General features: G+C 69.9%; 13 protein-coding genes and 1 pseudogene. 7 read left to right on the forward strand and 7 right to left on the reverse strand.

Annotated elements, in window-relative coordinates; genetic code table 11:
* Nucleotides 1–200 precede the first annotated feature (200 nt).
* Nucleotides 201–1,187: pseudogene (locus AB0K21_RS29860) on the forward strand (RNA polymerase sigma factor); the annotation flags it as partial.
* A gap of 14 nt (nucleotides 1,188–1,201) precedes the next feature.
* On the opposite strand, the gene AB0K21_RS29865 reads toward AB0K21_RS29860, so the two are convergent.
* From AB0K21_RS29865 to AB0K21_RS29880, 4 genes are all read right to left on the reverse strand, one after another.
* Complete coding sequence (locus tag AB0K21_RS29865) at nucleotides 1,202–2,041, reverse strand: NAD(P)H-binding protein (protein WP_364155036.1); 840 nt, start codon at nucleotides 2,039–2,041, stop codon at nucleotides 1,202–1,204.
* 235 nt (nucleotides 2,042–2,276) lie between these two features.
* Nucleotides 2,277–3,251: an ABC transporter substrate-binding protein gene (locus tag AB0K21_RS29870; protein ID WP_343968593.1), complete on the reverse strand. Its 975-nt coding sequence runs from the start codon at nucleotides 3,249–3,251 to the stop codon at nucleotides 2,277–2,279.
* 12 nt (nucleotides 3,252–3,263) lie between these two features.
* On the reverse strand, nucleotides 3,264–4,295 hold the full coding sequence (locus tag AB0K21_RS29875; RefSeq protein WP_343968595.1) for a LacI family DNA-binding transcriptional regulator: 1,032 nt from the start codon (nucleotides 4,293–4,295) through the stop codon (nucleotides 3,264–3,266).
* 427 nt (nucleotides 4,296–4,722) lie between these two features.
* Nucleotides 4,723–5,895: a UDP-N-acetylglucosamine--N-acetylmuramyl-(pentapeptide) pyrophosphoryl-undecaprenol N-acetylglucosamine transferase gene (locus AB0K21_RS29880; RefSeq protein ID WP_343968597.1), complete on the reverse strand. Its 1,173-nt coding sequence runs from the start codon at nucleotides 5,893–5,895 to the stop codon at nucleotides 4,723–4,725.
* 216 nt (nucleotides 5,896–6,111) lie between these two features.
* Here AB0K21_RS29880 and AB0K21_RS29885 point away from each other — a divergent pair, with 216 nt between their 5' ends.
* Nucleotides 6,112–7,323 carry a hypothetical protein gene (locus AB0K21_RS29885; protein ID WP_343968599.1) on the forward strand — a complete coding sequence of 404 codons (1,212 nt, stop codon included), beginning with the start codon at nucleotides 6,112–6,114 and terminating at the stop codon, nucleotides 7,321–7,323.
* Between the two features lie 48 nt (nucleotides 7,324–7,371).
* On the opposite strand, the gene AB0K21_RS29890 is transcribed toward AB0K21_RS29885, so the two are convergent.
* From AB0K21_RS29890 to AB0K21_RS29900, 3 genes are all read right to left on the reverse strand, one after another.
* Entirely contained in the window at nucleotides 7,372–8,652 is a 1,281-nt protein-coding gene (locus AB0K21_RS29890) for a hypothetical protein (RefSeq protein ID WP_364155039.1), read from the reverse strand.
* A 96-nt stretch (nucleotides 8,653–8,748) separates the two neighbouring features.
* The gene (locus tag AB0K21_RS29895) at nucleotides 8,749–12,837 is read right to left on the reverse strand and encodes a discoidin domain-containing protein (RefSeq protein ID WP_343968603.1); all 4,089 of its coding nucleotides are present in this window, start codon (nucleotides 12,835–12,837) and stop codon (nucleotides 8,749–8,751) included.
* A 47-nt stretch (nucleotides 12,838–12,884) separates the two neighbouring features.
* Nucleotides 12,885–14,288: a glycoside hydrolase family 43 protein gene (locus tag AB0K21_RS29900; protein ID WP_343968605.1), complete on the reverse strand. Its 1,404-nt coding sequence runs from the start codon at nucleotides 14,286–14,288 to the stop codon at nucleotides 12,885–12,887.
* 656 nt (nucleotides 14,289–14,944) lie between these two features.
* Here AB0K21_RS29900 and AB0K21_RS29905 point away from each other — a divergent pair.
* The 5 genes from AB0K21_RS29905 to AB0K21_RS29925 all read left to right on the forward strand — a co-directional run bounded on the left by AB0K21_RS29905 (nucleotide 14,945) and on the right by AB0K21_RS29925 (nucleotide 20,609).
* On the forward strand, nucleotides 14,945–15,820 hold the full coding sequence (locus tag AB0K21_RS29905; RefSeq protein WP_343968607.1) for a xanthine dehydrogenase family protein subunit M: 876 nt from the start codon (nucleotides 14,945–14,947) through the stop codon (nucleotides 15,818–15,820).
* Nucleotide 15,821: 1 nt separating this feature from the next.
* Entirely contained in the window at nucleotides 15,822–16,319 is a 498-nt protein-coding gene (locus AB0K21_RS29910; protein WP_343968609.1) for a (2Fe-2S)-binding protein, read from the forward strand.
* Nucleotides 16,316–18,709: an aerobic carbon-monoxide dehydrogenase large subunit gene (locus AB0K21_RS29915; RefSeq protein ID WP_343968611.1), complete on the forward strand. Its 2,394-nt coding sequence runs from the start codon at nucleotides 16,316–16,318 to the stop codon at nucleotides 18,707–18,709. The genes AB0K21_RS29910 and AB0K21_RS29915 overlap by 4 nt, the downstream gene beginning before the upstream one ends.
* Nucleotides 18,710–18,749: 40 nt before the next feature.
* Nucleotides 18,750–19,637, forward strand: a complete 888-nt coding sequence (locus AB0K21_RS29920; protein WP_364155140.1) for an XdhC family protein — start codon at nucleotides 18,750–18,752, stop codon at nucleotides 19,635–19,637.
* A gap of 81 nt (nucleotides 19,638–19,718) precedes the next feature.
* A complete protein-coding gene (locus AB0K21_RS29925) occupies nucleotides 19,719–20,609 on the forward strand; it encodes a MoxR family ATPase (protein ID WP_364155043.1) in 891 nt (296 codons plus the stop codon).
* The last annotated feature ends 4 nt before the right edge of the window (nucleotides 20,610–20,613 follow it).

A 20,613-nucleotide genomic window follows, 5' to 3' on the forward strand; every position in this document is an offset into this window, starting at 1 on the left:
GAGGCGGCCCGGCCGCCCGCTCGGCGCCGGCACCTTCCAGCATGAGAGCCCGGCGGCGGAAACTCTCCGCTCCCAGCGAAGGACACGACGGCGAGCCAGGCGCCGCAGCACACCTTCGCGGGACGTACCTTGAACTGCACGGGTTGTTGTATCTGACCAGACCCGGGGAAGGTGTGAACGCCATGGAAGCCGCCACCGTGGAAGGCACCGTTGAGGAAGACGAACTCGTCCTGACCGACGACGACGAGATGCCCGCCGCCCTGGAGGCGAGTGTCGGAGCGAGCACCGACCCGGTCAAGGACTATCTCAAGCAGATCGGCAGGATTCCCCTGCTCAACGCCGAGCAGGAGGTCGAGCTCGCCAGGCGCATCGAGGCCGGCCTGTTCGCCGCCGAGCGGCTCAACGACAGCGATCTACTCCAGCCCGACGTGCGCGCGGAGCTCGAATGGCTCGCCGAGGACGGCCACCGGGCCAAGAACCATCTGCTGGAGGCGAACCTGCGCCTGGTGGTGTCACTGGCCAAGCGCCACACCGGCCGGGGCATGCTGTTCCTGGACCTGATCCAGGAGGGCAATCTGGGCTTGATCCGCGCCGTGGAGAAGTTCGACTACACCAAGGGGTTCAAGTTCTCCACGTACGCCACCTGGTGGATCAAGCAGGCGATCACCCGGGCGCTCGCCGACCAGGCCCGCACCATCCGCATCCCCGTGCACATGGTCGAGGTGATCAACAAGCTGGCGCGCGTGCACCGGCAGATGACGACGGACCTGGGCCGCGAGCCCACCCCCGAGGAACTGGCCGTGGAGCTGGAGATGACCCCGGAGCGGGTCGTCGAGGTCCAGGGGTACGGTCGGGAGCCGATCTCCCTGCACAGCCCGCTGGGCACCGAGGGCGACAGCGAGTTCGGCGACCTCATCGAGGACTCCGAGGCGATCACCCCCGAGGACGCGGTGGCCTCCGCGCTGCTTCAGGAGCAGTTGCACACGATCCTGGAGGCGCTGTCGGAGCGTGAGGCCGGGGTGGTGGCGATGCGGTTCGGGCTTGGCGACGGGCGGCCGAAGACCCTGGAGGAGATCGGCCGCGCCTACGGGGTGACCCGCGAGCGCATCCGGCAGATCGAGTCCAAGACCATGACGAAGCTGCGCCACCCCTCGCGCTCGCGGGCCCTGCGCGACTATCTGACCTGACCGGCCGCCGGAGCTCAGCCGCCCATGCGCGCGGCGAGGGCGGCGGCCGTCTCCTCCAGGCCGGCGGCCGGCCGGCCGAGCAGGCGCGCGAGATCGGGGCCGGTCGTCGCCAGGGCGCCCGCGCGCACCGCGGGGAACAGGCTTCCCAGCCAGCCGGCCTCCGCGTCGGTGACCTCCCGATAGCCGACGGGGCCGCCCAGGACGCGTGCGAGGGCCGCGGCAAGCTCCGGATAGGTCCAGAGCGGGCCGTACAGCTCGTAGGTGGCTTTCTCGTGCCCGGCGCCGGTCAGGGCGGCGCTCGCCGCCAGCGCCAGGTCGCGGAGCCGCGCGGTGTTGAGCGGCCGGCCGCCGGTGGAGGAGGTGATCTCGCCGGTCTGCCTCGCCTGGGCCAGCGCGGTGCCCAGGAACGCCTCGGAGTAGAGCGCGTTGCGCAGCACGGTGTAGGCCGTCCCCGACTCGTGAAGCGCCTTTTCCGTGGCCGTGTGGTCGGCGGCCGGGCCACCGACCACAGGGTCGTTCTCCGCGCCGGCAGCACCGGTGTAGACGATCCGGCGCACCCCCGCCCGGACGGCGCGGTCGATGACGGTGCGGTGCTGCCGCAGGCGGACCCCGGGCGTCATGTCCGGGCCGGACACCAGGAACAGGACCTCGATCCCCTTGAGGGCGGCGTCGAGGGAGACGGCGTCGTCGTGGTCTCCCCGGCGCACCTCGACACCGCGGCCCGGCAGGTCGGCCGCCTTCTCCGGGGTGCGGGCGAGGGCGACGAGGTCACCGGGAGGAACCTTGGCGAGCAGATCCTCAACGACGAGGCGTCCTAGATTTCCGGTTACACCGGTTACCGCGATCCTGGTCAACTACGGCTCTTCTTTTCCGGCCCCGCGGGGCCTGGTCGGTGACGGCCTGGAGATGCCGAGGGAGCGTACCGGCGACGGGCCTTCGCCCGCCTCCGATTTAACTCCCGCCACCGCTCCGGGCCGTCACCGCCGCCCGGCGGACTCTCCGGGCGATCGGATCGCCGACGCCCGGATTCCCGGCGTCGGCGCTCCCCGGCCACCGGCGAGGCCCCGGGGGACCTCGCCGCCGGCGCGGCTAGTACTTGCGATCGGGCAGGGCCGTCTTGGCCTGCTCGGGGGTGAAGGTGGTCTCCTCGGTGAGGACCCGCTGCGGGATCTGCTCGCCCTTGACCGCCTTCTTGACCAGGTCCATCAGTTGCGGGCCGAGCAGCGGGCTGCACTCCGCGATGAAGTTGATCTTCCCGTCGGCCAGGGCCTGCATGCCGTCCCTGACCGCGTCGATGGTAATGATCTTAATGTCGGTGCCCGGCTTGAGTCCCGCGCCCTCGATCGCCTCGATCGCCCCCAGACCCATGTCGTCGTTGTGCGCGAACAGGACGTCGATGTCCTTGTGCGCCTTGAGGAAGGCCTCCATGACCTCCTTGCCCTTGGCGCGGGTGAAGTCACCGGTCTGCGAAGCGATGATCTTGAACTTGGGGTCGGCCGCGATGGCCTCCCCGAAGCCCTTCTTCCTGTCGTTGGCGGGCGCGGAGCCCGTGGTGCCCTGAAGTTCGACGATGTTGACCGGGCCCGACTCGCCCTCGTACTCCTTGACCAGCCACTCGCCGGACTTCTGGCCCTCGATGACGAAGTCGGAGCCGATGAAGGTCCGGTAGAGCGAGGTGTCGGCGGAGTCGACGGCCCTGTCGGTCAGGATGACCGGGATGCCGGCGTCCTTGACCTCCTTCAGCACGGTGTCCCAGCCCGACTCGACCACCGGCGAGAAGGCGATCGCGTCGACCTTCTGCTGGATGAACGAGCGGATGGCCTTGATCTGGTTCTCCTGCTTCTGCTGGGCGTCGGAGAACTTCAGGTCGATGCCGGCCTCCTTGGCCGCCTCCTGGACGGACTTGGTGTTCGCGGTCCGCCAGCCGCTCTCCGCGCCGACCTGCGAGAAGCCGAGCGTGATCCGGTCGGATCCGCCACCGCTCCCGGCGTCGCCACCGCCGCAGGCGGTGAGCACGAGGGTCAGAAGCCCGGCGGCCAGCGCCGCGGGCACTTTCTTGAACATGGTTTCTCTCTTTCAGTGGGGGGCGGGACCGCTGCTCTCCCTGACCACCAGTTCGGGTTCCACGATGCGCGGGCCTTCTTGCTCGGTGCCCTGGATACGGTCGAGCAGCAGCCGGAAAGCGTGCCGGCCGACCTCGCCGAAGTTCTGCCTGACCGTCGTCAGCGGCGGCCAGAAGTAGGCGGCCTCGGGCACGTCGTCGAAGCCCACCACGCTCACGTCCTCGGGGACGCGCCGGCCGGCCTCGCGCAGGGCCCGCAGCACCCCCAGGGTCATCTGGTCGTTGGCCACGAAGACCGCCGTGACCGACGGATCGCCGGCCAGCCGCTTGCCGAGCCGGTAACCGGAGTAGGCGCTCCAGTCACCGGCCGCCGCCTCGGGCACCGGCCGCCCCTCGGCCTCCAGGACGGACCGCCACCCCTCGACCCGTCCCCTGGCGTCGATCCAGTTGGGAGGGCCGGACAGGTGCCAGACCGTCTCGTGGCCGAGGCTCAGCAGATGTCGCGTCGCCCGTACGGCGCCACCGCGCTGGTCGACCATGACGACGGGGACCGGGATGTCCTCCCCGGCGTCCACCGCGACCACCGGGAGACCGGGTGAGAGGTGGCGCAGGCCGTCGGCGGCCGACTCGTGGGGGGCGACGATGACGATGCCGTCGACCGACTGCGCGCGCAGCCGCTCGACCCCCTCACCGATCGACCTGCGATTCAGCGCGCCGAGGCTGGCGATGTTGACCACGTAGTCGTTCTGCCTGGCCGCCTGCTCGATCGCGTAGAGCGTGGAGGCGGGCCCGTACAGGGTGGTGTCGAAGCTGACCACGCCGAGCACACCCGAGCGGCCCGTGACGAGCTGGCGCGCGGCCGGGTTGGGCCGGTAGCCGAGCTTGTTCACCGCCGCCATGACGCGCGCCCGGGTCTCGGGGCGCACCCTGTCGGGCGCGTTCAGCGCTCGCGACACGGTCATGGCGGAGACCCCGGCGAGCTCGGCGACGTCGTCGAGCACCGCCGGTCTGGTCCGTGCCCTGCCGTCGTCGGAGCTCGGTGTCATGGGGTCCTCGCCATGTTTCGCTGGGGTTACCAGAGTGTTTGCGATAACACCGAGCCTGTCAATACCGAGGAAGGCACCTTTTCTACGCTCTGCGCAGCGACCTGGATTTCCCTTTCCAAACGGAGTTTCTTCCCGAATCGTGATGCCGGATACTCTTGACGCCCCAGCTGGTAGCGCTAACAATCAGAGCCCGATGACCGCCCCTCCCGCCCCCACGCACAAGGGCATGGATCCCCGATGACGGCGAACCCGTCCCGCGGCGGCGCCGGCTCGGTGACCAGCCGATCCGTCACCGCCGCCGATCCGCCCTCATCTCATCCCAGGCGCCCGCCTCACGGCCGGTCCCCCTCCGGCCCCGCGAGTTCGGCGCGTCTCATGGACGGGCTCCGAGGTTCTTCGAGGTTGTTCGCCGACGGACCCATCCGGTTCAGCCGGCCTTGCCGGCCACCCTCGCCTCCTCCAGGAGCACCAGGGCCAGTGCGTCGGCGGCGTCGACACGGCCGAGGGAGCCCGCGGCGCCGGCCGTGGCGGCACGAGCGCCCGGATCCCGCAGGAGCGCGTCCAGCTCGGCCAGGAGCGCCTCGGCGGTGGGACCGTTCTCCAGCAGCGCCCGGGCGGCACCCGCCTCGGCGAGGTAACGGGCGTTCTGACGCTGCTCGTCGGCGGCGGAGGGCACCAGGGGGATAAGGACGGAGGCCTTGCCCACGGCGGTCAGCTCGGCGACGGTGCCCGCGCCGCTGCGGGAGACCACGACATCGGCCGCGGCGAACACGTCGGCCAGCTCCGCGCCGACGTACGGCACAGGGTGATAACGATCGCGCAGCCGCTCGGGAAGCCCCTCGGCGGTACGGGTGAGCTGGTCGATCCAGTCGGGGCCGCACTGGTGGAGCACCTGCGCCCTGGCGAGCAGTTCGGGCAGGATCGTCTCGACCATGGTGTTGATCTGACGGCTGCCCTGCGCGCCGCCGGTCACGTAGACCACCGGCAGGTCGGACGAGAGCCCGAAGTGGCGCCGTCCGGCGTCGACGTTGCCGCGCAGCAGATGGGGGCGGACCGGGTTGCCGGTGACCACGGCCCGGTCGCGCACCCCGGCGGGCAGGTGCTCGATCGAGGAGGGGTGGGTCAGCGCGATCCGCCGGGCGAAGCGCGACAGGATGCGGTTGGCCAGACCCAGCGAGGTGATCTGCTCGTGCATGACCAGCGGGCGGCCCAGCACCCGGGAGGCGACGCCCAGCGGCACGCAGACGTACCCGCCGGTCGACAGCACCACGTCGGGGCGGTAGCGGGCGGCGATACCGAACGCCTGGAGCACGCCGACGGGGATCCGGAACATGTCCACGAGGTTGGTGAGCAGCTCACGCGGGTTGGGCGAACGCCTGAGCTTGCCGGCCTTGATGGCCCGGAACGGGATGCCGTGCTCCGCCGCGATGCGGGCCTCCAGGCCGGTCGCCGTACCGACCCAGAGCACGTCCAGGCCGAGCCCCCGCGCGCCGGCGTGGTCGCGCAGGGCCGCGACCGTGGTCAGCGCGGGGTAGGTGTGGCCACCGGTTCCGCCTCCGGTGACGAGCAACCGCAGGGTCCGGTGATTGCCGGTGTCCATATGTCGGTTCATCCTTCCGATGTCACAATGATTCGTGTTCGCGGGGCGCACCGGAGTTCTCCGGGCCCCGGGCACGGTACCCGAGGTCCCAGCGAAGATCCACTTTGCCCTTCGTCGCCGGGCGGTCGCGCCCGGTGGTTTCTCCGACACGCCCGGCATCCGGGAGCGTCACTCGAACGGCGCACGGCATTCGTTGCGGTGAGTACCGTATGTGACATGGATTTGACGGAAGAGCATTTCGCCGGGGCGTCGGAGCGTCTTGGTGACGCGCTGGCGGTGCTCCGGCAGCGAGCCGGGGCCGGCGCGGAGGCGCTGGACTATTTCGGTGACATCGCCGAAGAGCTGCATCCGATCGGATCCTGGCTACGGCGACCGGCTCAGGCCGGGGAGTGGCCGCACCACATCATGCCTCCCGTCTACGGCCTGCTGTTCGCTCAGGCGTGGTCGCTGGCGTTTCCCGGCGAGGCGCCTTCGGTCTTCCCCCACGGCGCGGAGCGGACCGAGTCAGGATGGACCGTGCAGCGGGCCACCATCTGGCTCGGCGACACCTACGTTCCCGGGTGGTTGGACGTGAAGGCGCCGCTGATCGTGATCGGTTCGCTGGTGGTGGAGGGGCTCCTCGACGACGGCGACGTCTCGGAGAGCTATCTCGCGGTGGCCGGTGACCTGCGGGCCCGCGCGATCCACAGCGCGGCGGACCACCTGGTGCTCGGTACCGTCGCCGCGGGAGTGATCTTCTGTTCCGGCAACGACGGCTCCCTCGTCGCGGGCGGGGACATCGTGGCGGACCTGTTCGTGCCCGCCGAGCACGCGTACGAGCACTACGGCCTGCTGCGGGCCGGTGTCGTCGGCGTCGGCGACCGCGCCGACATCGTGGCCGAGCGGCTGGCGCCGTGGCTGCCCTCGGGCTACGTCCGCCTCGGCGGGCTGGGCGAGCCGGTGGACCGCTGGCGTGTCCTGCAGGAGGCCGCCGCCGGGCGGTCACCGGTGCTCGCCCAGCCCCGGCCGGTGATACTCCCGCCGCCGGCGCTCCTGCTCTCGGCCCTCGCCGCACCGGCCGGGGTGACGGAGCTCGACCTGTCCGGCAGCCGCCTGCACCGCGTCCCCGAGGACATCTCCGCCCTCACCTCGCTGACGCGGCTGGACCTGGAGCACACGCCGCTGACCGGCCTGGACGGCATCGAGGGCCTGCGCACGCTGGAGCACCTGTCGATCAGGAACACGCCCGTGCGGTCGCTGGCCCCGCTCCAGGCGCTGAAAGGTCTCCGTCACCTCGACGTCTCCTACTGCGAGGACGTCCAGGACTGGGCCGTGCTCCTCGACCTGCCCTCGCTCGACACGCTCGTCGCGCACGGCTGCGCCCTTCCGGCGCACGTACGCGCGCAGCTCGTCGCCCGGCTCGGCGACCGGATCATCGGGCGGGGCTAGGCGGGGAGGACGGCCGGGCCCCGGGGAGGGGCACCGGCCGAAGAGCTCTCACAGGCCGTAACGGCTCTTGAGATGGCGCCACCAGTCGCGGAACATCCACTTGTCGAACTCGGTGATCTGACCGGCGCTTCCCGCCTTCATGAGGAAGCCTCCGACGCCGGTGGGCGTCCAGTCGTAGAAGTCGTCGAGGCCGAAGCTGTGCCCCATCTCATGGAGCAGTATGTGTATGTTGTCGGCGTTGAGGTTGCTCACGTAGTACTCGCTGCCGATGCGCTGGCCCCAGTCCCCGCCCGCGCCGCCGCTCATGCCCGCGGTGAGCCACAAGGACATGTCGTAGTGGCGCGCGAGGCCGCCGGGACAGTTGGGATACTGGCCGTTCTGGTTGAAGAACCGGCCGCAGGGCTGAGCGCACTGGGGAGCGTTCTCACGGATGTCGTTGACGTAGACGTCCACGGAGTTGTCGCTCCACTGCAGGGTGGCACGGTCGCGCACGGCCCAGCCGACCACCTTGACCGGGACGTTCGCGTACGGCCAGCCGTTGTGGCCGGCCATCACGTCCATCCACTTCTTGAACTGCCGGGCGAGCGAGGCGTGGATCTGGTCGCGCAGGGCGGCCGAGACCGGTGCCGAGGAGTCCCACCGCACGCAGTAGTTGATGCTCCCGCCGTTGGCCATGACCTGGTCCCAGCCGTAGTTGCGGAAGGCGGAGGGCCCGGGGTTGTAGGTGCTCTCGACGTGCTGCCAGACCTGGTTGAGCGGGGTGACGAGGTTGGCCGGCGGGCTCCAGCCGGTGCCGCCTCCGTCGCCGGGTGACTCGGTGGCGTAGACCTTCACCTCCAGCAGGCCGACCGAGCCCGCGCCGCTCTGCAGCAGCACGCGCAGCCTGGTCGTGGTGACACCGGTGAAGACGACCCTGTTGTAGGCGTTGACCGCCGTCGGGTAGCCGCTCGCGCCGGTGACGTCGGCGTAGGCGCTCCCGTTCCAGTACTGCAGCCGCCACGACGCGGGCACGCGCACCCCGCCGTTGTCGTCGAAGAAGTACACCTGTGCCGAGCGCAGTGCCTGCGGCTGCGCCCAGGTCAGCTCGGCCCACTGCGCACCGGTCTGCGGCCAGGTGCCCCAGCGGGGGTTGACCGTGTCGTTGGACTGCGGGGGGTCGATGTCGTCCTTGATCGCCGCGATGCTCTCCCAGGGAGAGGTGTAGGAGGCGGTCGCGGTCGCGTTGACCGCCAGGTTGCCGTCTCCGGGCGCGGCCACCGCCGCGTCGGCCGGAGACATCAGTAAGCCGAGTATCAGGGCGGGGACGGCCGCCATCCACCAGCGTCTCATGCGCGAACCTCCGTAAGGGGTCAGGTCTCGAACGGTGGGCGTGCTTGCGGTCCTCCTCCCGGGCCTGAGCCCGGGAGGAGGGTGGGACACCGGGGCCTAGCCGGATGAGGCGGCGCCTCCCACGGTGACGGTCGCCTGGGCGGCGAGCGAGGTGCCCGGCACGGTGCCGGTGACGGTGAAGGTCCCGGCCGAGGCGTACCGGGAGGCGGGGATCGACGCCCAGTTCACCGTCGTGGTGACGTTGTCCTTCGAACCGTCGTTGAAGGTGGCGGTGACCGTCGAGGGCAGGGACGGGGCCACCCCCACCGGGGTGAAGACGGTCTCCGGCTCGATGAAGGTGATGCTGACCGCGCCGGTCGTGCGCACCCACACCGTGGCCGAGGCGGTCGTGCTCGCCCCTTCGACGATCCCCGCCACGGTGAGGCTCGAGCCGCCGTTCGCCACCTGGGCGGGGGTGATCTGCGCCCAGGTGACCGGGGAGTTCACCCGGGAGCCGTTGGCGTAGACCTTCGTGACCGTGGTGGGCAGCGTGGGGACCTGCCCCGCCAGGGTCGCCTGGTGGACCGGGCGGATCGACTGCGGGACCTCCGCGTAGGCCCGCCACTCCAGGAGGCCGACGGATCCGGCGCCGCTGGTCAGCGACGCCCGTAGCCGGGTCGTGGTCACCGGAGTGAAGTCGACCTTGTTGAAGGTGTTCAGCGCCCTGTTGTACGTGCCCGCGCCGGGCACGTCCGCGTAGGCGCTCCCGTTCCAGTACTGCAGTTTCCAGGACGCGGGCACGCGCACCCCGCCGTTGTCGTCGAAGAAGTACAGTTCGGCGGAGTTGAGCCGCTGCGGCTGGCTCCAGGTCAGCTCGGCCCACTGGGTGCCGGTCTCGGGCCAGGTCCCCCAGCGCGGGTTGGCGGAGTCGTTGGAACTCGCCGGGGTGAACCCGTCGTTGATCGCGTTCACCGACTCCCAGGGGGAGGTGTAGGACGCCGACGCGGTGGCGGAGCCCGCCACGTTGGCCGCGCCGCCCCCGCCGCCGGAGCCCTGGGCGACGGTGACCGTGACGTCCGAGGTGGCCGTGGAGGCGCCGTCGCTCGCGGTGAGCCGCACCGTGTAGGTGCCCGCGACGGTGAACGAGGCCAGCGTGACGGCCGCGGCCGGCGCGGTGAAGACGGCCGTTCCCGGGCCGCCGACCAGCGACCAGGTGGTGCTCAGGGTGCCGTTGGGCAGCGCGTCGTCCTTGACGGTGCCGAGCAGCCGCACCTGTGAGGGCTGGTTGTAGGCGGGATCCTTTCTGGCGAGGACGTAGGGGGCCTGGTTGGTCTCGGCGGGCGGGCTGCCCGCGGAATTGTAGATCTTGATCTCGGTGAGGCCCGTCCTGAGGCCCGCCCTGTGGGTCATCAGCACCCGGACCCGCTGGGCGCCGATCGCGGGGAAGCGGACCCGGTTGTAGTTGGACACCGGCGCCGCCGGGCTCTTGGCCTGGTTGGGGACGGTGACCCAGGTGCTGCCGTCGTGATACTGGATCTGGTACATCGCGGGTTCGGCGTAGCCTCCCGCCGCGCGGTCGTTGCGGAAGTGCAGCCGCACGTCGTTGAAGGTCTGCGACGAGCCGAGGTCGATCTCGTACCAGTCCTGGGTGTTGGCCGAGCCCTTGGCGCCCCAGATCGGGTCGTTGATGGTGTAGCCGTCCACCGCCGCGGCCGTGGTGGTTCCGGACGCGGTGTAGGAGGCCGTGGCGGCCCGGCCCTGGGCGAGGTTGGCCGGGGCGGCGCCGGAGGTGAGGTTGACCCCGGCCTTGGCGAACATGTCGACCACGCGGGCGTCGGTCTGCACCACCTGGGTGGGCGCCTGCATGCCGGGCATCGCGACGTTGTGGCCGACGGTGCCGGCGGCGCCGGGGAAGGTCACCGTGCCGGTGGCCGGGTCGTAGACGAGCCGGGTGAGGCGGTCGACGGTGAGGGCCCGGGTGCCGTTGACGTACACCGAGTAGCCCTGCGGGACACCGGTGTAGCGGACGACGCCGTCGGCGGGGTCGTCCCAGACGACGGTCAGGTCGCTGTTGCGGTAGCGCAGGTTGTTGACCGTGAAGTGCGACCAGCCGATGTCGATCGGCGACAGCTCGACCTTGCCGTCGTCGCGCGGGCGCAGGCCCGCCACGTCCTCGACGACCGTCCAGTTGCTGCTGCCCAGGATCGTGTGGTGGATCCAGGAGCGGTAGTCGATGGTCTTCGTCCCGGGGTTCCAGTTGGCCCAGAACTCGTTGGAGTCGGGCCAGGCGGTGTTGCCGCCGACGTACTGCGCCCAGGCGTTCCAGTACAGCAGCTTCTTGTAGTGGTCACCGGTGATGTAGGAGGTCGGGTAGTTGCGCAGCGCCGAGGAGAGCAGCCGGAACTGCACGGTCGAGTTGATCTGCGAGAAGTTGTTGGAACCCGGGTTGCCAGCGGCCGCCGCGGCGGCCTTGTCCTTCTGGTTGGCGGTGTAGAACGGGAAGATCGGATACTCGGTCTCGTCGTCGAACAACCGCAGCGCCTCGCGGTAGGTGGCGGTGTTGGGCATCAGGCCCACCGAGTACGGATAGAAGTTGTTGATCTCCTTCCAGGGCACCAGCGCGTTGGTCGACACATGCCGGTGCTGCAGCACCTTCGCCGTGGGGTTCCAGAGCACGTTGACGATCGCGTTCTTGACGTTGGTGGCGATGGTGCGCATCTCGTTGGCCTTGGCGGTGTTGCCGACCGCGTCGTAGGCGGAGGCCGAGGCCATGGCGTTGCTGTAGACGTAGGCCGACTCGGTGCGGTCCAGGCGCCCGGCGCGCCAGTGGAAGGAGACGGCGTCGGCGTCGTTGCCGGTCAGCGCTCCCCAGTCGTACTCGATGAGGTTGTTGTGGTCCTGGTCGTAGAAGGCGAGCTGGCCCTTGACGTCCTGCTCGGCGTAGCGGGCGAGGTTGGCCGCGATGCCGGGCTGGCCGCCGTGGATCTGGTAGCTGCGCCAGGCCGCCTCGGAGATGTACTGGGTGTAGCTGTTGGACCAGTTCTCCGGATCACCCGGGTTGTCCATGTAGCGGCCGTTCTTCGACACCTCGCCAGCCGACACCCACGGTCCGTAGGAGTACATCGGGTTGCGCAGGTACTTGAGCTCGTCCACGAACATCGGCACGGTCAGCGCGATGGCGTTGTTGTAGCCCAGGGCACCCTCGACCGAGGTCGGCCACTGGTAGTCCTGGCCGGGAATGTCGGCGTCCAGATGGTTGAAGCGCATCAGCCACCAGCGGTAGTAGACGCTCTTCTTGATGGCGGGCTCGGGCACGTCGATGTAGGGGATGTTCTGCGCCCACCACTGGTTGTAGGCCCGCACGTGCGTCGCGAACGCGGCGGCGGGGGTGGCCGAGCGGTACGACTGGTACTCGGTGAGCGAGGCCGGGAGCTCGTCGGTCACGAAGCCCATCACCACCTTGGTCGTCACGGTCGCCCCGGCGGCGACGGTGAGCGAGCGGGTCAGGTCGGTGCCGCTGACGGCGAAGCCGTCCCCGGAGAGCCTGGGGAAGATCGTGGTGAGCTTGTTCTTGGCGTCCACGATGCCGGTGAGCTCGGTGCCCACCGGGGTCTTGGCGTACGGCGAGGTCGCCTTAAGGGTGAGCGTCTGGGACCCGGAACCGTTGTTGGTGACCGACAGGTTGGTGACCGCGACGTTGTCGTGGGTGATGAACTTGGTGACGTTCACCACCAGGGAGCCGCTGGTGTGCACGCTCTTCCAGTGGCTGGGCGCCTGCCAGCGCTGGGCGGGCTGCTCGGTGAACGTGCCGGGCGAGATCGCCACCGAGTAGGCGTGCTCGTTGGAGATGCTCTCCCAGTAGGCCACCTGACCGCCGAAGCCGATGACGGACGGGGTGTGGTTCTTCATGAAGACCGCGCGGCCCCGGCTCATCAGCCAGGTGCCCGCGGGGTCGTTGCCGGAGCGTGACAGCAGCCGGTCCATCCAGAAGTCGGTGCCCGAACTCTCGGCGTCGTAGATGCTCTGCATCATGTTGCCGGGCGTGTACGGGACGGGCGGGGCCGGGATCGCGGGCCCGCTGAAGGTGGGCAGTCCGATGCTCTGCACCGCCGAGGCGGGGGTGCCGAGCGTGAGCGAGGTCGCGGCGAGAAGCAGGGTGACGGCGGCGGCGGTCAGCGACCGCCGGGCGCGGGAGAGGACGGGCATCGCTTCACATCTCTCGGAGGGGGGTTGACACGGGGGCCTGCGTGCTCCTAGAGAGCCATCCATTCCAGGACACCGGTCGAGTAGCCGGTTCTGGAGGTGATGCTCAGTCTCAGCCGGGTGGTCGAGACCGGGGTGAACGTGGTGACGTTGTAGGTGTTCGCCGCGACGCCGCAGGCCGACTGGCCGGGCACGTCGACGTAGGCGCTGCCGTTCCAGTACTGCACCTTGCAGGAGGCGGGCAGGTCGATGCCCTGATCGTCGTCGAACCAGTAGGTCGCCACCTTGCCGACGCTCTTGGCGGTGGTCCACCGGTACTCGATCCACTCGGTGCCCTGGTGGTTCCAGTTGCCGTACGCACCGTGGCTGTGGTCGGCGGAGCTCGCCGGGACATAGCCGTCGTTGATCGCTCCGAGGGTCTCCCAGGGAGAGACGTACGAGGTGGAGGCGGTGGCGGTCAGCGCGTGGTTGGTACCGGAGGGCGGCTGGCCGCCTCCTCCGCCGGAGGTCTGCACGACCTTCTGCATGGTGCCGTCGGCGTTCCAGTAGAGCTTGTCCAGGGTGACCGAACGGCGGAAGTTGCCCCCGCCCGGCGCCGCGGCGTTGTGGTAGACCATGTACCACTGGCCCTTGAACTCGACGATGGCCGGGTGGTTGGTGGTCGAGCTGACCTGGTCGAGCACGACACCGCGATGCGTCCAGGGGCCGAGCGGGCTGGTGGCGGTGGCGTAGCGGATGCAGGCGTAGCCGGGCTGGGAGCAGCCGGAGTCGTTGGCGGCGTAGGCGAGATAGTAGGTGCCGTTCCGCTTGAACATCCAGGGGGCCTCCCAGAAGTTGCTCACCCCCGCCGGAGTGATCACCGGGCCGTCCAGGTTGATCATGTCGGGCTTGAGCTTGGCCGCGCGCAGGCCGTAGTAGGAGCCCCAGTAGATGTACGCCTGGCCGTCGTCGTCGGTGAAGACCGTCGGGTCGATGTTGAGCGGCGAGGAGTTCGGGGTGCTGTCGCTGATCAGCGGCCCGCCCTTGGCGTCGGTGAACGGGCCGAGCGGGCTGTCGCCGACCGCGACGCCGATGTCCATCCAGCCCGCGCCGTTGCCGTTGACCGGGACGTACCAGTAGTACTTGCCGCCGCGGGGCTCGACCTCTCCCGCCCACGCGTCGGCACCGGCCCAGGGGAGGTTCGACAGCGAGAGCCTCGCCCCATGGTCCGTCCAGGTCGTGGCGTCGGTGGAGGAGAACACGTGCCAGTCGCGCATGACGAAGTTGGTGCCGCCTGGGGCCGCTTCGTCGTGGCCGGTGTACAGGTACATGGTGTCGCCGACGACCAGCGCGGCGGGGTCGGCGGTGTAGATGGACGTCGTGATCGGGCTCGCGGCGGGCGCGGGTCCGGCCAAGGCGAGGACGAGGGTGAAGGCGAAGATCATGGCGAGGGCCGTTGTCCATCGTCTTCTCATGACACTGCTCCTGGGGGGGTGATCATGGCGCTTGCCAATGTCTGACGATTACTTGTGTTAACGCTAACAATTCCGATCACGGGAACTCGCCACCCGGAACGGGGAACTCCGAGCTTTGTTTCGCCGAGATTTCCTGAGTGTTTGCGATAACAGAATCGCTGTCAAGGCCCAAACTCCAGGGCTGCCGAAAACGCTTTAACCTGGCACTTTACCCCCCCATTTAACACCTTCGGCCGGAAAAAGATTGGAAAAAAAATGATAGGGCTAACATTTGTGATGCCCGAGTCTCGAACAGCGGAAGAGGAGTTTTACCGGGGCCGGCCATGGACATTCGGTAGTCCCTCGATCGTCCCCGGAGGCGTGACCGCCTCCCGACGGTGAACGCCCCCTTTTCCGCGGCACGCCCTCACACCGGCGACCGGCGCGGGCGTCTCCGGGAGAGAACCGGCGACCCGGCCGGTCCTGGGAAGCCTGCACCGGCGATCCCCCGGTCCGCCACGCCGGCTCCCGTACTCGGGGTACGCGGCGGCCGGACCGCCCCCGGGCCCCCGGCCGACGCCTCTTTCGCGAATTAAGGGAATGCTTAGGTGGCCGTTGACAGCTTCGCGGGGCCGGAGTGCACTGGGCTGCCGAGCACGAGACGGAGGGGTGTCCGCATGCAGGTTCCGGCCCCGTTGGAGTACGAGCGTGCCACCAGCGTCGATCACGCCATCGGGTTGCTGGAGCGGCTGGGGAGTTCGGCGCGGCTCCTCGCGGGCGGTCACAGCCTGCTCCCGATGATGAAGCTCCGGCTGGCCAACCCGGAGTACCTGATCGACATCAACGATCTGCACGGCGAGCTGGGATACATCCGGATGGAACCGGCGCAGACCCGTATCGGCGCGATGACCCGCCACCGCGAGCTGCTGGAGTCGGACGAGCTCGCCAGGGCATTTCCGATCTTCCGTGACGCCGAACGGGTCATCGCCGACCCGATCGTCCGCAACCGAGGCACCCTGGGCGGCTCGCTCTGCCAGGCCGATCCCTCGGAGGACCTGTCGGCCGTGTGCACCACCCTCGGGGCGAGCTGCGTGATCCGCGGCCGGACCGGGGAGCGGGTCGTGACGATGGAGGAGTTCCATCGCGGCCCGTACGAGACGGCGGTCGCGGACGACGAGATGCTGATCGAGATCCGCATCCCGGCGCGGCCGAACGGGTCGAGTGCCTACGAGAAGGTCGAGCGGCGCGCGGGCGACTGGGCGATCGTGTCCGCGGGCGCGGCCGTCTGGCTGACCGACGGAGTGATCTCCGACGCCCGGGTCGGCCTGGCCGCGGTGGGCCCGAACACGACGGGGCTGCCCGCGGTCTCCGAGGCGTTGCGCGGCAGGCCGCCGTCCGAGGAGCTCTACGAGCGGGCCGGTGCCCTCGCCGCCGAGAGCTGCAGCCCGGTCACCGACATGCGCGGCAGCGCCGACTACAAGCGCCACCTCGCCAAGGAACTCACCAGGCGGGCACTGCGGCGGTCCGTCGCCCGGATCAGCGAGGGAGGATGACGTGCAGGTTTCGATGATCGTCAACGGTGAGGAGGTCACCGGGGAGATCGAGGGCCGCCTGCTGCTGGTCCACTTCCTCCGTGACCACCTGGGGCTGACGGGCACCCACTGGGGCTGCGACACGAGCAACTGCGGCACCTGCGTGGTGTGGCTCGACGGCGAGCCGGTCAAGTCGTGCACCGTGCTCGCGGCGATGGCCGGCGGCCACGAGGTACGCACGGTGGAGGACCTCGAACAGGACGGCGAACTCGATCCCGTGCAGCGAGGATTCATGGAGTGCCACGGCCTGCAGTGCGGGTTCTGCACGTCCGGCATGATGATGACCGCGCGGGCCCTGCTCGACCGCAACCCAGACCCCTCCGAGCAGGAGATCCGCGAGGCGATCTCCGGCCAGATCTGCCGGTGCACTGGTTATGCGACCATCGTCCGTTCTGTCCGGTGGGCCGCCGCTCACGAGGCGGGCTCGCAGCCGGCCGCCACCACCGGGAGCGCGCCATGACCACCACCGACGACCGCTTCGCCGCCGAGTTCGAGAGCAACGACCACAAGCCGGTCGGCTACGGCCGGATGCTGCGCAAGGAGGACCCCCGGTTCGTCCGGGGGAAGGGCCGCTACTGCGACGACGTGCGCCTGCCGGGCATGCTGCACCTGGCGATCCTCCGCTCCCCCGTCGCGCACGCGCGGATCGTGAGCATCGACACCAGCGCGGCCGAGGCGCACCCGAAGGTCAAGGCGGTCGTCACCGGTGCCGCCCTGGCCGAGAAGGGGCTGGCCTGGATGCCCACCCTCTCCGGCGACGTGCAGGCCGTGCTGGCGACGGACAAGGTCCGCTTCCAGGGCCAGGAGGTCGCGTTCGTCGTGGCGGAGGACCACTACGCGGCGCGCGACGCGCTGGAGCTGATCGACGTCGAGTACGACGTCCTCGAACCGGTGACAGACGTGCGCAGGGCCCTCGACCCCGGCGCCCCCGTCATCCGCGACGACCTGGAGGGCAAGGAGAACAACCACGTCTTCGACTGGGAGACCGGTGACGAGGCGGCCACCGAGGCGGTGTTCGCGACAGCCGACGTCGTCGTCAGCCAGGACATCGTCTATCCTCGCGTACACCCCGCGCCGATGGAGACCTGCGGGTGCGTCGCCGACTACGACCGGATCGACGGCAGGCTGACACTCTGGTCCACGACCCAGGCGCCGCACGCCCACCGCACGTTGTACGCGATCGTCGCCGGCCTGCCCGAGCACAAGATCCGGGTCATCGCACCGGATATCGGCGGTGGCTTCGGGGGGAAGGTTCCAATCTATCCCGGCTATGTCTGCGCGATCGTGGCGTCGATCGTCACCGGCAAGCCGGTGAAATGGATGGAGGACCGCTCGGAGAACCTCACGAGCACCGGTTTCGCCCGCGACTACATCATGCGCGGCGAGATCGCGGCGAGCAGGGACGGAAAGATCCTGGCCGTCCGCACCAACGTGCTCGCCGACCACGGCGCCTTCAACGGCGTCGCCGCCCCGGTGAAGTATCCGGCCGGCTTCTTCGGCGTGTTCACCGGCAGCTACGACCTTCAGGCGGCGTACTGCAGGATGACCGCCGTCCACACGAACAAGGCGCCCGGCGGCGTCGCCTACGCCTGCTCGTTCCGCATCACCGAGGCCGTGTACCTCATCGAGCGCATCGTCGACTGCCTGGCCTACGAGCTGGAGATGGATCCGGTCGAGTTGCGCGTCAGGAACTTCATCCAGCCCGACCAGTTCCCGTACCGCACCAAGACCGGCTGGGTCTACGACTCCGGCGACTACGAGCCGACCATGCGCAGGGCCATGGAGATCGCCGGCTACCACGAGCTCCGCGCCGAGCAGGCCGAGCGGCGGGCCCGCGGTGAGCTGATGGGGATCGGCGTCTCCTTCTTCACCGAGGCGGTCGGCGCTGGCCCGCGCAAGGACATGGACATCCTGGGCCTGGGCATGGCCGACGGCTGCGAGCTGCGCGTCCACCCGACCGGAAAGGCGGTGGTGCGACTGTCCGTGCAGACCCAGGGGCAGGGCCACGAGACGACCTTCGCGCAGATCGTCGCCGAGGAGATCGGCATCCCGCCCGCCGACATCGACGTCGTGCACGGCGACACCGACCAGACGCCGTTCGGCCTGGGCACCTACGGCAGCCGCTCCACCCCGGTCTCCGGTGCGGCCGCGGCCCTGGTGGCGCGCAAGGTACGCGACAAGGCACGGCTCATCGCCTCGGGAATGCTGGAGGTCTCCGTCGCCGACCTGGAATGGCGCAAGGGGGCCTTCCACGTCAAGGGCGACCCTGGAAAGTCCGTGACGATCCAGGACATCGCCATGAGGGCGCACGGCGCGGGAGACCTGCCCGAGGGCGTCGAGGGCGGGCTGGAGGCACAGATCTGCTACAACCCGGAGAATCTGACCTATCCGCACGGCGCCTACATCTGCGTCGTCGACATCGACCCGGGCACCGCCCAGGTCAAGGTGCGGCGGTTCATCGCGGTCGACGACTGCGGCACCCAGATCAACCCGATGATCATCGAGGGGCAGGTGCACGGCGGTCTCACCGACGGCGTCGGCATGGCGTTGATGGAGATGATCGCCTTCGACGAGGACGGCAACTGCCTGGGCGGGTCGCTCATGGACTATCTCATCCCGACCTCGCTGGAGGTTCCCGACTGGGAGACGGGATTCACCGTGACACCCTCGCCCCATCACCCGATCGGCGCGAAGGGCGTCGGCGAGTCGGCGACGGTCGGCTCCCCTCCGGCGATCGTCAACGCGGTCGTCGACGCCCTCAAACCGTTCGGCATCCGCCACGCCGACATGCCGCTCACCCCCTCCCGAGTGTGGGACGCCATGCGCGGCGCACCGCAGCCGCCGATCTGACCGAATCGGAGCGTCCATGCCTTCCGGTATCTCGGTGCGAATGAGAGAACTGGCCGCGGACCGCGTCCCGTTCGTCCACGCGCTCGTGGTCCGCGCCCACTACCCGACCTCGGTCAACGCCGGCGACGACGCCATCGTGCTGCCCGACGGGTCCATCGAGGGCTTCGTCGGCGGCCGGTGCGCGGAGAGCTCCGTGCGCACGGCGGCTCTCGGCGCGCTCAGGGACGGCCGCTCGGTGCTGCTGCGGGTGCTGCCGGAGGGCGAGCCGGCCTTCCCCGACTCCCCCGGCGCCCAGGTCGTGGTGAACCCCTGCCTGTCGGGCGGCGCACTGGAGATCTTTCTCCAGCCGTTGCTGCCGCCACCGGTGATCTGGGTCGCCGGCGAGTCACCGATCGCCGAGGCGCTGGCCGAGCTGGCCGGCCCGCTGGACCTCACCGTCCGGCGGGCGGCGGACGGGCAGGGGCCTGCGGGCGCCACCGCGGCCGTGGTGACCGGCCACGGGCGCGGTGAGACCGCCGCGATCCGCGCGGCACTGGACGCCGGGGTCGGGCTCGTCGGCCTGGTGGCCAGCCGCCGGCGCGGCGCGGCGGTGCTGGCGGAGATGGGACTCACCGAGACCGAGCGTGCCCGGATCAGCTCACCGGCCGGGTTCCAGATCGGGGCCCGCACCGCGCACGAGATCGCCGTGTCGATCCTGGCCGAGATCATCGCCGCGATCCGCACCCGCGGGCTGACCCCGGCGGTACCCGTCCCCGCTCCCGCGGGCGGCGAGGCCGCGGCGAGTCCGATCATCCAGGCCGTCGACCCCGTCTGCGGAATGGCGGTGACCGTCTCCCCCGACACGCCCCACCTGGCCGTCGACGGCGAGGACGTGTGGTTCTGCGGACCGGGCTGCCGGGAACGTCACGCGGAGAAGGACAGGCGGTAGAGACGTGCAGGCAACCGACTCGCGCCGCCCGGAGTATCGCCCGCCACCGTCGCGAACCGGTCCCGGCGCCGAGGGTGCGTCGTGACCCCGGCCTTCGCCGACGCCGACGAGGTAAGGCGGCGGCTGGACGAGATGGACTACCTGGTCGACGAGGGCACCGCCGCGGCGCTGTTCTTCGCGCTGGTTCTCGACCGGCCCCTGCTGCTGGAGGGGGAACCCGGCGTCGGTAAGACGACCGCCGCCAAGGCCCTGGCCCGCGTCCTGGACACCCCTCTGATCCGGCTGCAGTGCTACGAGGGGTTGACCGCGAGCGAGGCGCTCTACGAGTGGAACTACCAGCGGCAACTGCTCGCCATCCGGCTCGCCGAGTCACGGCGGGACAGCCTGGCCGACGCCGACCTGTTCAGCGCGGAGTTCCTGCAGGAACGCCCGATCCTGCGGGCCGTCCGGCACGACGGCCCGGTGCCGCCGGTGCTGCTGATCGACGAGATCGACCGCGCCGACGACGAGTTCGAGGCCCTGCTGTTCGAGTTCCTCGGCGAGTCCTCGATCACGATTCCGGAGCTCGGCACGTTCACCGCGAAACGCCGGCCGGTCGTCGTACTGACCTCCAACCGCAGCAGGGACCTGCACGACGCGCTCCGGCGGCGCTGCCTGTACCACTGGATCGACTTTCCCGAGGCCGAGCGGGCCGTGGAGATCCTGCGCCGTTCGGTACCCGGCGCGAACGAGGCACTGATCAGGTCGGTCACCGAGTTCATCGGCCGGGTGCGCCGGTTCGACCTGGACAAGGCCCCCGGCATGGCGGAGACGATCGACTGGGTCGCGGCCCTGTCCGCGGTCGGCGCGACCCGTCTGGTCAGGCAGGACGTCGTCCGGACGCTGAGCACCATCGCGAAGACACCCGACGACCGTGACACGATCACCGGCGCGCTCGACGACCCGGGCGACGCCTGCGGCGCGACCGCCTGATCGA

It is taken from the genome of Streptosporangium sp. NPDC049248, from assembly GCF_040678965.1.
Classification (GTDB): Bacteria; Actinomycetota; Actinomycetes; order Streptosporangiales; family Streptosporangiaceae; genus Streptosporangium; species Streptosporangium fukuiense.